The organism is Bacillus sp. PS237 (assembly GCF_037963345.1).
GTDB lineage: Bacteria > Bacillota > Bacilli > Bacillales > Bacillaceae > Bacillus > Bacillus subtilis.
In genome coordinates this window covers 2,146,240-2,158,429 of record NZ_CP150156.1, presented here as the reverse complement: position 1 = coordinate 2,158,429, position 12,190 = coordinate 2,146,240, and the positions used below count along the sequence as shown (strand labels likewise).

Annotated in this window: 15 protein-coding genes; 8 read left to right on the top strand and 7 right to left on the bottom strand. The window is 43.0% G+C overall.

From position 1 onward, the window contains the following. Positions 1 to 35 precede the first annotated feature (35 nt). Entirely contained in the window at positions 36 to 737 is a 702-nt protein-coding gene (gene deoD / locus NST22_RS10840) for a purine-nucleoside phosphorylase (protein ID WP_003231176.1), read from the top strand. Between the two features lie 82 nt (positions 738 to 819). Continuing rightward, a complete protein-coding gene (ldcB, locus tag NST22_RS10835; RefSeq protein WP_004399387.1) occupies positions 820 to 1,641 on the top strand; it encodes an LD-carboxypeptidase LdcB in 822 nt (273 codons plus the stop codon). 70 nt (positions 1,642 to 1,711) lie between these two features. Here the strand turns inward: ldcB and NST22_RS10830 are convergent, their stop codons facing one another. Continuing rightward, complete coding sequence (locus NST22_RS10830; RefSeq protein WP_003231182.1) at positions 1,712 to 1,963, bottom strand: hypothetical protein; 252 nt, start codon at positions 1,961 to 1,963, stop codon at positions 1,712 to 1,714. Between the two features lie 87 nt (positions 1,964 to 2,050). Beyond that, a complete protein-coding gene (locus tag NST22_RS10825) occupies positions 2,051 to 2,752 on the bottom strand; it encodes a class I SAM-dependent methyltransferase (RefSeq protein ID WP_004399589.1) in 702 nt (233 codons plus the stop codon). A gap of 152 nt (positions 2,753 to 2,904) precedes the next feature. Here NST22_RS10825 and ctpA point away from each other — a divergent pair, with 152 nt between their 5' ends. Then, positions 2,905 to 4,305 (top strand): carboxy-terminal processing protease CtpA, encoded by a 1,401-nt coding sequence (gene ctpA / locus NST22_RS10820; protein ID WP_003231186.1) that lies wholly within the window; start codon positions 2,905 to 2,907, stop codon positions 4,303 to 4,305. Between the two features lie 34 nt (positions 4,306 to 4,339). Here the strand turns inward: ctpA and NST22_RS10815 are convergent, their stop codons facing one another. Together NST22_RS10815 and NST22_RS10810 are read right to left on the bottom strand one after the other, a co-directional pair. Next, on the bottom strand, positions 4,340 to 5,830 hold the full coding sequence (locus NST22_RS10815) for a sodium:solute symporter (RefSeq protein WP_004399269.1): 1,491 nt from the start codon (positions 5,828 to 5,830) through the stop codon (positions 4,340 to 4,342). Continuing rightward, positions 5,830 to 6,030 (bottom strand): DUF3311 domain-containing protein, encoded by a 201-nt coding sequence (locus NST22_RS10810; protein ID WP_003231189.1) that lies wholly within the window; start codon positions 6,028 to 6,030, stop codon positions 5,830 to 5,832. Before NST22_RS10810 ends, NST22_RS10815 begins: the two co-directional genes overlap by 1 nt. Before the next feature lie 183 nt (positions 6,031 to 6,213). Between NST22_RS10810 and NST22_RS10805 the strand changes: the two genes are divergently transcribed. Further along, the gene (locus tag NST22_RS10805) at positions 6,214 to 7,125 is read left to right on the top strand and encodes a ring-cleaving dioxygenase (protein WP_003231191.1); all 912 of its coding nucleotides are present in this window, start codon (positions 6,214 to 6,216) and stop codon (positions 7,123 to 7,125) included. Positions 7,126 to 7,140: 15 nt separating this feature from the next. Continuing rightward, positions 7,141 to 7,743 carry an alpha/beta hydrolase gene (locus NST22_RS10800; protein ID WP_003231194.1) on the top strand — a complete coding sequence of 201 codons (603 nt, stop codon included), beginning with the start codon at positions 7,141 to 7,143 and terminating at the stop codon, positions 7,741 to 7,743. 42 nt (positions 7,744 to 7,785) lie between these two features. Here NST22_RS10800 and NST22_RS10795 read toward each other — a convergent pair whose 3' ends face one another. Next, positions 7,786 to 8,394, bottom strand: a complete 609-nt coding sequence (locus tag NST22_RS10795; protein ID WP_003231196.1) for a nitroreductase family protein — start codon at positions 8,392 to 8,394, stop codon at positions 7,786 to 7,788. Positions 8,395 to 8,523: 129 nt separating this feature from the next. Here NST22_RS10795 and yodB point away from each other — a divergent pair, with 129 nt between their 5' ends. After that, positions 8,524 to 8,862 carry a transcriptional regulator YodB gene (gene yodB, locus NST22_RS10790; protein ID WP_004399427.1) on the top strand — a complete coding sequence of 113 codons (339 nt, stop codon included), beginning with the start codon at positions 8,524 to 8,526 and terminating at the stop codon, positions 8,860 to 8,862. Positions 8,863 to 9,268: 406 nt separating this feature from the next. Here yodB and NST22_RS10785 read toward each other — a convergent pair whose 3' ends face one another. Then, a complete protein-coding gene (locus NST22_RS10785) occupies positions 9,269 to 9,658 on the bottom strand; it encodes a tautomerase family protein (RefSeq protein WP_003231200.1) in 390 nt (129 codons plus the stop codon). Positions 9,659 to 10,022: 364 nt separating this feature from the next. Here NST22_RS10785 and NST22_RS10780 point away from each other — a divergent pair, with 364 nt between their 5' ends. Next, positions 10,023 to 11,357 (top strand): gluconate:H+ symporter, encoded by a 1,335-nt coding sequence (locus tag NST22_RS10780; RefSeq protein ID WP_003231203.1) that lies wholly within the window; start codon positions 10,023 to 10,025, stop codon positions 11,355 to 11,357. 84 nt (positions 11,358 to 11,441) lie between these two features. Beyond that, complete coding sequence (locus tag NST22_RS10775; protein ID WP_004399366.1) at positions 11,442 to 11,678, top strand: hypothetical protein; 237 nt, start codon at positions 11,442 to 11,444, stop codon at positions 11,676 to 11,678. A gap of 34 nt (positions 11,679 to 11,712) precedes the next feature. On the opposite strand, the gene gerT is transcribed toward NST22_RS10775, so the two are convergent. Further along, positions 11,713 to 12,186 carry a spore germination protein GerT gene (gene gerT, locus NST22_RS10770; RefSeq protein ID WP_003231207.1) on the bottom strand — a complete coding sequence of 158 codons (474 nt, stop codon included), beginning with the start codon at positions 12,184 to 12,186 and terminating at the stop codon, positions 11,713 to 11,715. Positions 12,187 to 12,190: the final 4 nt, after the last annotated feature.

Sequence of the window (12,190 nt, the reverse complement as noted above, 5' to 3'; positions counted from 1 at the left end):
CTGGATGATAATTTAGATTTACAGGAGGATATGAGATGAGTGTACATATAGGTGCTGAAAAAGGACAAATTGCGGATACTGTGCTTTTGCCGGGAGATCCTCTCAGAGCAAAATTTATTGCAGAAACGTATCTTGAAAATGTAGAATGCTACAATGAAGTCAGAGGCATGTATGGATTTACGGGTACATATAAAGGTAAAAAAATCTCAGTACAAGGCACGGGAATGGGAGTTCCGTCTATTTCAATTTATGTGAATGAATTAATTCAAAGCTACGATGTGCAAAATCTAATAAGAGTCGGTTCCTGCGGCGCTATTCGTAAAGATGTCAAAGTGCGAGACGTCATTTTGGCGATGACCTCCTCAACTGATTCACAAATGAACAGAGTTGCTTTCGGAAGCGTTGATTTTGCGCCTTGCGCAGATTTCGAGCTTTTAAAAAATGCCTATGATGCCGCAAAGGATAAAGGTGTGCCGGTGACTGTAGGAAGCGTATTTACAGCTGACCAGTTCTACAATGACGATTCGCAAATTGAAAAACTTGCAAAATACGGTGTGCTTGGCGTTGAAATGGAAACAACTGCATTGTATACATTAGCAGCGAAGCACGGAAGAAAAGCCCTGTCAATTCTCACCGTGAGTGATCACGTATTAACAGGAGAAGAAACGACAGCGGAAGAGCGTCAAACGACATTTCATGATATGATAGAAGTGGCTTTACATTCCGTATCACAATAAAATATATCAAGAGGCGTGCTGGGTGCCGGCAGCCTCTTCTTTATGCATGCGGAAACGATTGATAAAAGGAAGGTAATGTAATATGAAAAAGTCCGGTAAATGGTTCTCACTGGCTGCCGCTCTGAGTGTAACGGCAATAGTCGGAGCCGGCTGCAGCATGTCGAACGGAGATGCTCAAAAGGATACGAAAACCACAGCAGAAACAAAGCAAACAGAACAAAAAACAGCTGACAGCAAAAAATCAAACACTCAAAACAGTGAGTTTTCATTGGAAAGCCAGTATTTCAATGATATTAAAAAAGTCGATGGTCTGGAAACCATTCAAAATCCAGAAAATATACTCGCGCTTGTCAATAAACAATATGCACTGCCCGGAAACTATGAACCTAGCGATCTTGTCATACCTGATGTAGAGTTTTCTTTTGAAGAAAAGATTCAAAAACGTTACATCAGAAAAGAAGCGGCCGACGCATTAAAAACAATGTTCGATGCTGCCAAAAAGGAAGGCTATGAACTGGCAGCTGTCTCAGGGTACCGTTCGTATGACAGACAGAAAGTCATTTTTGACAATGAAGTAAGCCTAAAAGGGGAAAGGAAGGCAAAGGAAGCGGTCGCTTACCCGGGTGAAAGCGAGCATCAAACAGGCCTTGCGATGGACATTTCGAGCCGGAGCAATGGCTTTGAGCTAAATGAAGCGTTCGGAAGCACGGCAGACGGGAAATGGGTGCAGGACAATGCTTATAAATATGGCTTTATTATTCGCTATCCGAAAAATAAAGAAGATATCACGAAATATGAATATGAGCCATGGCATCTGCGCTATGTAGGCAAAAAAGCCGCAAAGGTCATCCAAGATAATGATTTAACGCTTGAAGAGTACTTTGAAAAAGTGAAGAAAATTTAAAATGAAAAGCCCGCTTACACTAGATAAGCGGGCTTCATTGTGTCTGGTGAATCTAGCATTTGTTCTATGCTTACCAGAAGAATAAACCAGCCAGAGCCACTCCTGCAATTAAACCGAGGGAAATCCCGTAAGCCGCTCCATATCCCCAATAACCGCCCCAATATCCGTAACCGAAACCTCTTGGCCCTCCGCCGACCGGAGCTATAAAAACTCTGTCTCTTGTTACACGGGTAATTCTGCCGACGTGAACTCTCCCGCCTCTCTCTGTAATTCTGACGACTTTACCTTGATGGTTTTTGCAAAGATGATAATATCTCTCCAATATTGTTCCCCTCCTATCCTGACTTTCTATCAGCATATGATAGATAGGAAAAAAAGGTTGGACGAAAACAGGGGGCGATACGCCGTTTTACTTGTACGCGATAAAAATACAATGACCCATGTACTCACTATATAACTGCATGAGCTGATAATGTGTTTGAAGCGTATCGTAATAGATGGGATCAATCGTTTGCGATAAATCCATTTCTGTGGTTGGTTCAAATTCCATGTCTTCCGGAAGAAGTGACATCGCTTCTGTTTTTTGAAAGCCATAGGATCTTAGGAGTTTATGCCATTCGCTTTCTTCATGTAAGCAAGTAAATCCGTAAAAATCCATCATTTGCTTCTTTTCTGCAGGGGGCATTGGTTTTTTTAAAGCAGCTTCGATACCAATCAGCATCCCGCTGGGTTTTAAAACTCTTGAAATTTCTTGAAGAGAGGATGTCAGGCGTGAAAAACTGAGGACCGATTCTGACAGGACGCAGGAAAAGGACTCAGAAGAAAACGGGAGATGTTCCAGCTCCGCCTGATATGCAGGGATGGCAAGCCCTTCATTCGCAAATCTTTTTTTCGCTTTCTCAAGCATAATAGGATCTTTATCAACGACTGTTACAGGATACAGCAAATGTCCTAAATAAGCCGCCGTTTGCCCTGTTCCGCATCCGGCATCAAGAATCGGCTGATCCGGAGAGGGTGCAGCCTTTTGCAAGACCGCTTTTGAAAAAGCCAGCCCGCCTGGGTGCGCCCCTGCGACACCGAATAAGGACAGCATTTCTAAATATCGGCTCAATATCGAATCCTCCTTTTTCCTTATCATATGTCGTATAAAGACATAGGTTTATGAAAAGCAAAAGAAGGGCGTTTCTCTTTCATTTCTGCTCCGAGTTGACGAATAAGAATTCGTCCATGATAATAATGTAAGAAGAAAAAGGTGGTGTTTAATTGAAACGGCAATTAAAACTGTTTTTTATTGTGCTGATCACTGCAGTTGTCGCTTCGGCGCTTACTTTATTTATTACGGGCAATTCCAGTATCCTGGGCCAAAAATCAGCAAGCACAGGAGACAGCAAGTTCGACAAATTAAATAAAGCGTATGAGCAAATCAAAAGTGATTATTACCAAAAAACAGATGATGACAAATTAGTAGACGGAGCAATTAAAGGAATGATTCAATCACTGGATGATCCGTATTCTACATATATGGATCAAGAGCAAGCGAAATCATTCGACGAGACGATTTCAGCATCTTTTGAAGGAATCGGAGCCCAAGTAGAGGAGAAAGACGGAGAAATCCTTATTGTATCCCCAATTAAAGGTTCACCTGCTGAAAAAGCCGGTATCAAACCGAGGGACCAAATCATTAAGGTAAATGGAAAAAGCGTAAAAGGCATGAATGTAAATGAAGCCGTCGCTTTAATCCGAGGCAAAAAGGGCACAAAGGTGAAGCTTGAACTGAACAGAGCGGGAGTGGGGAATATCGATCTTTCCATTAAGCGCGATACCATTCCTGTAGAGACTGTCTATTCAGAGATGAAAGACAACAACATCGGAGAAATTCAAATCACTTCTTTCTCTGAAACAACAGCTAAAGAGCTGACAGATGCGATTGACAGTTTAGAGAAAAAAGGCGCCAAAGGCTATATTTTAGACTTGAGAGGCAACCCGGGCGGCTTAATGGAACAGGCGATTACGATGAGCAACCTGTTCATTGATAAAGGGAAAAACATCATGCAGGTTGAATACAAAAACGGTTCAAAAGAAGTCATGAAGGCCGAAAAAGAACGGAAAGTGACCAAGCCGACCGTCGTTTTAGTAAATGACGGTACAGCAAGCGCAGCCGAAATTATGGCCGCTGCCCTTCATGAATCGTCAAACGTACCGTTAATCGGCGAGACGACATTCGGCAAAGGTACAGTACAAACGGCAAAAGAATATGATGATGGCTCTACCGTCAAACTGACAGTTGCCAAATGGCTGACTGCTGATGGCGAATGGATTCACAAAAAAGGCATCAAGCCTCAAGTGAAAGCAGAGCTGCCTGATTACGCGAAGCTGCCGTATTTGGACGCAGATAAAACGTACAAATCAGGTGATACAGGCACAAACGTCAAAGTGGCTCAGAAAATGCTCAAAGCACTTGGTTACAAGGTAAAGGTTAACAGTATGTATGACCAGGATTTTGTATCTGTCGTCAAACAGTTCCAGAAAAAAGAGAAGCTGAATGAAACAGGCATACTGACTGGCGATACAACAACGAAATTAATGATAGAACTTCAAAAGAAGCTGTCTGATAATGATACGCAAATGGAAAAGGCAATTGAAACACTGAAAAAAGAAATGTAAAAAAAACCATACGCGGCTGCCGCGTATGGTTTTTTTATGCGCCCTTTTGATTTGGATTAGCGTCTTGTTTTTTGCCAAATAAACCTTCAATGACAGGATTGGATCCCGCGTTTTTAACGAACAGCGGATTCAGGATGACCACAGCGATCATGTTGGCGGCCAATCCCCAGAATCCTTCATAAATGCCATGTGCGGATTGAGTGATATACACAATAAACGTTACCGCTAGGCCGGCTAATAATCCGATAACCGTTGCTTCTTTCGTTTGGTTTTTCCAGAACAGGCTGACAGCAATCGCAGGGAAGATTTGCACCATACCGGATACACCTAATAGCTGAAGTGTCACTAAGGCAGTCGGGAACAGCATTCCAAACAGCAGCGCAAGACCGATGACAACAAACACCATTGAACGTGTGACAAGAGTCAGCTTGCTTTGCGACACATTCGGATGAATCAAATCCCGGTATAGGTTGTTGGCGAATAAATTCGATGCGCCGATTGCCATAATGGAACAAGGTATTAATGAAGCAAGAGCGATAGTGGCATATGCAAAGCCTTGTGCCACGCCGCCGTAAGATGTTTGAATCAAATGCAGCAGCGCCAGCCTTGGATTTGTATCTTCCGGCAGAACAAGAAAGGCGATAAAGCCAAGAAAAATAACCAAAATTAACACGATATTATAAAGCGGCAAAAACATGCTGTTTTTTCTTACTGCATCAGCGCTTTTCGCCGTGAAAACACCTGTAGCGGCATGTGCCCACATAAAAAGTGCCAGAGCGGAAACAATAGATGCTGTGATAAACCAAGGAATGCCTTTTGGCCCTTCTGACGGTATCGTCAGCATTTGCGGCGCTTCCTTCACTAACGTGTCAATCATTGGCGTCCAGCCGTTAAAATGAATGAGAGGGAGGGACACCACCATAAACAGCATAATGACCCATACTAAAATGTCCTTAATGATGGCTGTATATGTGGGCCCTTTAATCCCGCTGAAGAATGTGTAAAGAGCAACAAGAATAAATGAAATGATCACAACGAATTTTACGTTAATATAGCCAGTGCCGGCAACCTGAAGCGTGTCTTGAATGCCGCTCAGCTGAAGGCATATGTACGGAATAAGCATGAGTACCCCAACGATGGCAACGAGGCTTGCCAAAAGCTTACTGTTAAAACGTTCCCGGGCATAATCCGCGAGTGTTGTTAATTTATGAATTTTCGCAACTTTCCAAAGTTTTGGCAAGAAGAAGTAGGCGATAAAGTAGGCCAACACAGAATAAGGAATGGCGAAAAATGCAACACTTCCGCCTGTAAAAGCAGTACTGGTCAACCCTAAGAAAGTATAGGCCGTATAAAGGTCAGCGCCTACTAAAAACCAGACGAGAAGACCGCCGAAGCGTCTGCCGCCGACAGACCATTCTTCCACAGAAGTACGTGAGGATTTGTCTCTTCCGGCGAGAAAGCCGATACAGACAACGGTTAAAACAATAATAGCAGTAATGAGAAGTGCAGTCAGATTCCCTTGCATTATTCAAGTCCTCCATCTTTTTTTTGCATCTGATAAATGCCAAACGAGCATAACGGCGTAACAATAATCCACAGCAGCAGCCAAAAGTGGAAAAACGGCAGGCCGAACATAATCGGTTCTATTCGATTCACAAGCGGCAAAAGCGCGAGCTGAACGAATGGCAAAAGAATGAGAATAACAATAAGTGCTTTTTTAACCATTTACTTTCCTCCTGAAACATGATAATGCTCACTATAATAGCAGTTGTAAGAAAAGATCACAAGATAATTATTAGAAAAAAATGATTTTTTCAATTATTTAATCAAAACACATGGTTTGCATCCTTTTCAATAAAGGTTTAAAATAATAAATATCTTGAAATCGAGATAAATAGGAGTGAGAAAATGAAAACAGAAGGATTGCACCATGTCACAGCATTCGCCAGAGATCCGCAAGAAAACTTGCGATTTTATACAGAAGTGCTTGGGCTCAGGCTCGTTAAAAAAACAGTAAACTTTGATGATCCCGGAACGTATCATTTTTACTTTGGGAATCAAAACGGAGATCCCGGTACAATAATGACCTTTTTTCCGTTCCAAGGAAGCGGACAGGGAACGGTAGGAAAAGGCCAAGCGGGCCGGGTGTACTTTTCAGTTCCCTCAGGCTCCCTGTCTTTTTGGAAGGAACGTCTTGAGAAAAGCGGGCTGAGCCTAGAGGAAAAAACGTTGTTTGGTGAAAAAGGTCTTATTTTTGATGATACAGAAGACCTTCCGCTGGCGATCATGGAGGATGCGAAAAGCGGCAAAAGCGAGTGGACGCCTGACGGGATCACAACAAATGAAGCAATTACGGGAATGAAAGGTGTGCTGCTATATTCCTACGACCCGCAGGCGACCATACAATTGTTAACGGAAAGCTTTGGATACACCAAAGTGGCCGAAGAAGACCAGATTGTCAGACTGGCATCTTCAGCGGCGGTCGGCGGTGTCATTGATGTCCATTTACATCCTGAAAAAAGAGGAGTCGGAGGATATGGTACGGTACACCATGTAGCGTTTCGGACTAAGAAAAAGGAACAGGCGAAATGGCTGCCGATTATTGCTGAAAACCATCTGCCTTCGTCAGAAATTCTCGACAGGGAATACTTTACATCAGTTTATTTTAGGGAGAAAGGCGGTATCTTATTTGAAATTGCCACAGATGAACCGGGCTTTATGACAGATGAAACGTTTGCTGAGCTAGGGACTTCCTTAAAACTGCCTGAATGGCTGGAGAAACATAGACAACAAATTACAGACATTTTACCTGAACTTTAAAAGGGGGAATTTATAATGAAGCATATTTATGAGAAAGGAACATCTGACAACGTACTTTTGCTGTTGCATGGCACGGGTGGTAATGAACACGATCTGCTTTCATTGGGGCGGTTTATAGACCCTGATGCCCATTTGCTTGGTGTCAGAGGATCGGTGCTTGAAAATGGAATGCCGCGATTTTTCAAACGTCTGAGTGAAGGAGTTTTTGATGAAAAGGATCTTGTGGTGCGGACAAGAGAATTGAAAGATTTTATCGACGAGGCTGCAGAAACGCATCAGTTTAATCGCGGCCGAGTGATTGCAGTCGGTTATTCAAACGGCGCAAACATTGCGGCAAGCCTGCTTTTTCATTATAAAGATGTGTTAAAAGGGGCTATTCTGCATCATCCAATGGTTCCGATTCGGGGTATCGAGCTGCCTGATATGGCGGGGCTCCCTGTTTTTATCGGTGCCGGGAAATACGATCCTCTTTGCACGAAGGAAGAATCAGAAGAGCTTTACCGCTATTTGCGTGACAGCGGGGCATCAGCCTCCGTTTACTGGCAGGACGGGGGCCATCAGCTGACTCAGCATGAAGCTGAACAGGCTCGTGAATGGTACAAAGAGGCGATTGTATAAAAAAACCTTAGTCCGGATTTCGGACTAAGGTTTTTCATATCCTTACAGCCAAGTTGATACTTTTGAAAGCGGCAGACGGTTGCTTTGATGCGCAGGCTTCACTGCTTTGCCGATTGAAATAAGCATAACCGGAACATAGCGCTCACTGATATCAAATTGCTTTTGGAACTGCTCTTTGTTAAATCCGCCGATTGCGCAAGTGTCATAACCTTTTGCTTTTGCGGCAATCATAAGCTGCATAGCAGCTAAAGAAGCATTTAAGAAAGCGGAATCACGTGCGAATTGCTCGCTTTGGTAAGCACCGTTGATTTGGCCGAGCAATGTTTGTTTGATTTCATCCGTAATATAGCCTTGGCTTGCTAATTCAGCATAAACTTCTTCACCGTTTTCATTTGCCTTTAAATCGCCTAAAATGGCAACAACAGCAGAAGACTCAACGATTTGTTTTTGATTATACGCTACAGGAAGAAGCTCCGCTTTTGATTCATCGCTGTGGAATACTGTAAAATGCCAATGCTGAAGGTTCCAAGCAGAAGGCGCTTTAGTGGCAAGGTCTAATAGCTCAGTCAGCTCCTCCTTAGAGATCGGGGCATTTGTATCATATTCCTTTACAGATGCACGTGCTTTTAAAACATCCAGAGTATTCGTCATAGTGTTTCCTCCTTCGGATAAACGTGGTATGATAATAGAAAAGTTAGAAGCTTACTAAATGTAACTTGAAAGATTATTGTAATGGATCATTGAATACATGTCAATCAATAGATGAAGGGATGAAGACTTATGGGAAATACGATGTGCCCTAAAATGGAATCCGCATTCTCATTGCTGGGAAAACGATGGAACGGTCTGATCATCCATGTGCTAATGGATGGGCCGAAACGGTTTAAAGAGATAACGGAAACAATACCGATGATCAGCCAAAAAATGTTGGCAGAGCGCTTGAAGGAGCTTGAACAAAACGAGATTGTCGAACGGCAGGTTCTCCCTGAAACGCCGGTCAAAGTCATCTACACGCTGACTGAAAAAGGAACAGCGCTTCAAGCTGTATTTCAAGAAATGCAGGCATGGGCCGATCAATTTTGCGAGCCTGGTGACACAGTGTGTGAAGAAGAGAAATAAGGAAAGCGGCACCTGAAAAAGAGCCTTTGTTTCCATGGTGAGTCATGTAAGTACGGTTCACACCCGTTTACATGACTTTTTATATTTGTCAGACTGATATTTCCGGATTGGCAAAAATGTCATGTGCATATGAAGGGGATATATAAAATAGGAAATGATCAATAAGCTATAACATCCAACCTATTGTAAATGGGGATTATGATGTATCTTATTATGCAAATCAGCAAAATTTTATATTTTCAGCCAAAACCCAGTCAGCTTCCAATTGGCATTTAAACCGGATATAAAAGGAGATCCAGGTTTTTCGTATTGCTGGATGCTTCTATACTGATGACTTCCGCATTTATGAAAAAAGAGAGAGCTTCTTTGGAGCTCTCTCTTCTTTTTTTTGTGGGGAGACGAAATCTTATAGTTTTCCATTCAAAAATTGCGCCTCACCGAGACCGAAACTCCAGTCTGCGTCACCATTCTCAGTAATAGATACCATGAGGTCGTCAGGGGAAATTTCGCATTTTTTTTCTAGCCTTTCAGCAAGCAGAGCATACAATTTTTCCTTTTGGCTTTCGGTTCTTGCTTTGCTTGTCATGCTAATGATGACCATATCCTTGGTTCTCTGAAACCCTAATCCCGCATCCTGGATTATAAGCTCGTTTGCGGGATGCTGATGGACAATTTGATAACGGTCTCTTTCCGGAACACCAAATGCTTCAACCATCGCTTGGTGAGCAGTATCTAATAACAATTGCAGCGATTTTTCATCACGGCCCTCAATTACATCAAAACGCAATAATGGCATGTGTACTCCTCCTCTTATGAAGTTGTTATCCGTCTGTTCTCATATTGTCTCATTTGCTTCCAGACAATGGAGAGATATAATGATTGGCAGTCAACTTTAAAAAACATAACATATAACCAAAAGTTAATCAACATATAACTAATAAATCATTGGGTTAGGCGGTAGGTAATCGAGACAAGCTCATAAAAACGATTGACAGTCATTGATTAGGAGATTAGTATGAACATATTAGTTGATCAAAAGATAACAATCATATAACCAAGACGTTTTTAGTTATTAATGAAAGCGCTTTCTGTTCATCTAGGCATGAAAAGCGCCAAAACATTGTCGCGAGAATCATATAAAACACTTTTGGAGGGGTACCATGCCGATTTTAATTGTAGCTGTCGGAGTGCTGATTCTGTTATTTCTCATTATTAAAGTAAAATTAAATACCTTTGTCTCACTGATTGTCGTTTCATTTTTAGTAGCCATCGGACTTGGAATGGATATCAATAAAATTGTTCTTTCAATTGAGACTGGAATTGGCGGGCAGCTGGGGCATTTAGCTTTAGTGTTTGGACTTGGCGCGATGCTTGGGAGGCTTGTCTCAGATGCTGGGGGCGGCTACCGGATCGCCATTACGCTGATTGACAAATTCGGGAGGAAACGAATACAGGCGGCGGTTGTGGTTGCCTCTTTTATCATCGGGATTGCCCTATTTTTTGAAGTCGGTCTTGTTCTGTTGATACCGATTGTTTACGCGATTGCTAAAGAATTAAAAATGCCTTTTCTGTATCTGGGAATCCCGATGGCCGCCGCCTTAAATGTTACTCACGGATTTTTGCCCCCGCATCCTGCTCCAACTGCTATCTCAGTTGCATATGGTGCCCATATTGGCCAGGTGCTGCTTTTTGGAATCATCATCGCTGTTCCGACAACTGTGATTGCCGGGCCTTTATTTAATAAATTTGCGATGAAACGGTTTCCTGGTGCGTATCAAAAGCATGGAAACCTATCGGGGTTAGGACCAAGGAAAGAATTTCAGCTGGATGAAACACCGGGCTTTGCGATCAGTGCTGTCACGTCTTTATTCCCGGTTATCTTTATGGCAATGGCAACAATTTTTTCTTTATTATTGAGTGAACATTCAAAAGGAAAAGACATTATAGAATTTATCGGCACTCCGGGAACGGCAATGCTCATTTCGCTGTTGCTTGCACTCTATACGATGGGATATGCCCGTAAAATATCTATGCAGGAAATCGGCAGATCTATTTCAGAATCAATTTCGCAAATTGCGATGATGCTGCTCATCATAGGAGGGGGAGGAGCGTTTAAACAGGTGCTGATTGACGGCGGAGTCGGCGATTATGTCGCTGATTTTTTCCGTCAAACAAACATGTCGCCGCTATTCGTTGCATGGACCATCGCCGCGGTTCTGCGTCTGTGTCTAGGCTCTGCTACCGTGGCTGCGCTTACCACAGCGGGAATGGCAGCTCCGCTTATGGAGGCTGGCAGTGTAAACCCTGCGTTAATGGTGCTTGCAACAGGAGCCGGCAGTGTCATTGCGTGTCATGTAAATGATGCAGGATTTTGGATGGTAAAGGAATTTTTCGGCTTGAGCATGAAAGAAACATTTCAAACCTGGACGCTGCTTACAACAGTTCTTTCGGTTACAGGGCTCGGCTGTGTGTTATTGGCAGGGCTTGTGATGTAACAATCATAGACAGTCCGTAGCCCAATCGTTTTTCTTCCTTGCTGAATACTTTACGTATAGGCAGACATAAAGGAGGAAAAAATCATGTACCCTCATCATTCGTATTTACGCGGAATCCCAGGTCCAGCCGGATATCCGGCGCGTAGTCCTTTTTTGTTTGGCGCTCCTCTAGTCGGCGGTTTATTAGGCGGTTTTCTCGGGAGTGCGCTGTTTAACTATTCTCGTCCCTATGCCTATCCTCCTGGCCCTTATGGATATGGAGGCGGACCGTACGGTTTTGGTGCCGGCGTGCCATACGGGGGATATCCCGGCTTCTATTAATAAAAAACGGCCTGCATCGATTGCAGGCCGTTTTTTATCGGATGATTTCTACCTCGGACATATTGTAGTCTTGCTGCTTTTGAAACATGACTTCCAGAAGGCCATCCTTATAGACGGCTTTTGTTCCTTTGCGTTTGACTAAACAAGGAAGGTTTACTTTTTTCGGATGATCTGCTCTTGGGAGGTTTTCCAACCATAATTCGTGAGATGTGTGTTTGATTCTCACTTGTTCCAGCCATTCTTCGCTGATTGGCACCTTTACAAACACATGGTCTGCTGTTTCGAATATATCAATATCAGGTTTGACATCAGGTTTTGCATCAGGTTTGGCGGGATGTTCTTTTTGGGGGAGAGGATCGCGGAAAGGAAATTGAGCCGCATAATCACTGCCGAACACACTTTCCATCACACGATTGACATACGTTTCAACTTCTTTCGGATCAGCTTTTTTTAATGCTTCTTTAGAAAATTGATTGTGGAAAGGAAAGTACTTGTTCCACTCAAACATTGTC

Coding starts and splice junctions, on each gene's coding strand:
- gerT (WP_003231207.1), bottom strand. CDS start 12,186: ATGTTTGAGTGGAACAAGTACTTTCCTTTCCACAATCAATTTTCTAAA.
- NST22_RS10805 (WP_003231191.1), top strand. CDS start 6,214: ATGAAAACAGAAGGATTGCACCATGTCACAGCATTCGCCAGAGATCCG.
- NST22_RS10780 (WP_003231203.1), top strand. CDS start 10,023: ATGCCGATTTTAATTGTAGCTGTCGGAGTGCTGATTCTGTTATTTCTC.
- NST22_RS10815 (WP_004399269.1), bottom strand. CDS start 5,830: ATGCAAGGGAATCTGACTGCACTTCTCATTACTGCTATTATTGTTTTA.
- NST22_RS10810 (WP_003231189.1), bottom strand. CDS start 6,030: ATGGTTAAAAAAGCACTTATTGTTATTCTCATTCTTTTGCCATTCGTT.
- deoD (WP_003231176.1), top strand. CDS start 36: ATGAGTGTACATATAGGTGCTGAAAAAGGACAAATTGCGGATACTGTG.
- NST22_RS10795 (WP_003231196.1), bottom strand. CDS start 8,394: ATGACGAATACTCTGGATGTTTTAAAAGCACGTGCATCTGTAAAGGAA.
- NST22_RS10800 (WP_003231194.1), top strand. CDS start 7,141: ATGAAGCATATTTATGAGAAAGGAACATCTGACAACGTACTTTTGCTG.
- NST22_RS10775 (WP_004399366.1), top strand. CDS start 11,442: ATGTACCCTCATCATTCGTATTTACGCGGAATCCCAGGTCCAGCCGGA.
- ldcB (WP_004399387.1), top strand. CDS start 820: ATGAAAAAGTCCGGTAAATGGTTCTCACTGGCTGCCGCTCTGAGTGTA.
- yodB (WP_004399427.1), top strand. CDS start 8,524: ATGGGAAATACGATGTGCCCTAAAATGGAATCCGCATTCTCATTGCTG.
- NST22_RS10785 (WP_003231200.1), bottom strand. CDS start 9,658: ATGCCATTATTGCGTTTTGATGTAATTGAGGGCCGTGATGAAAAATCG.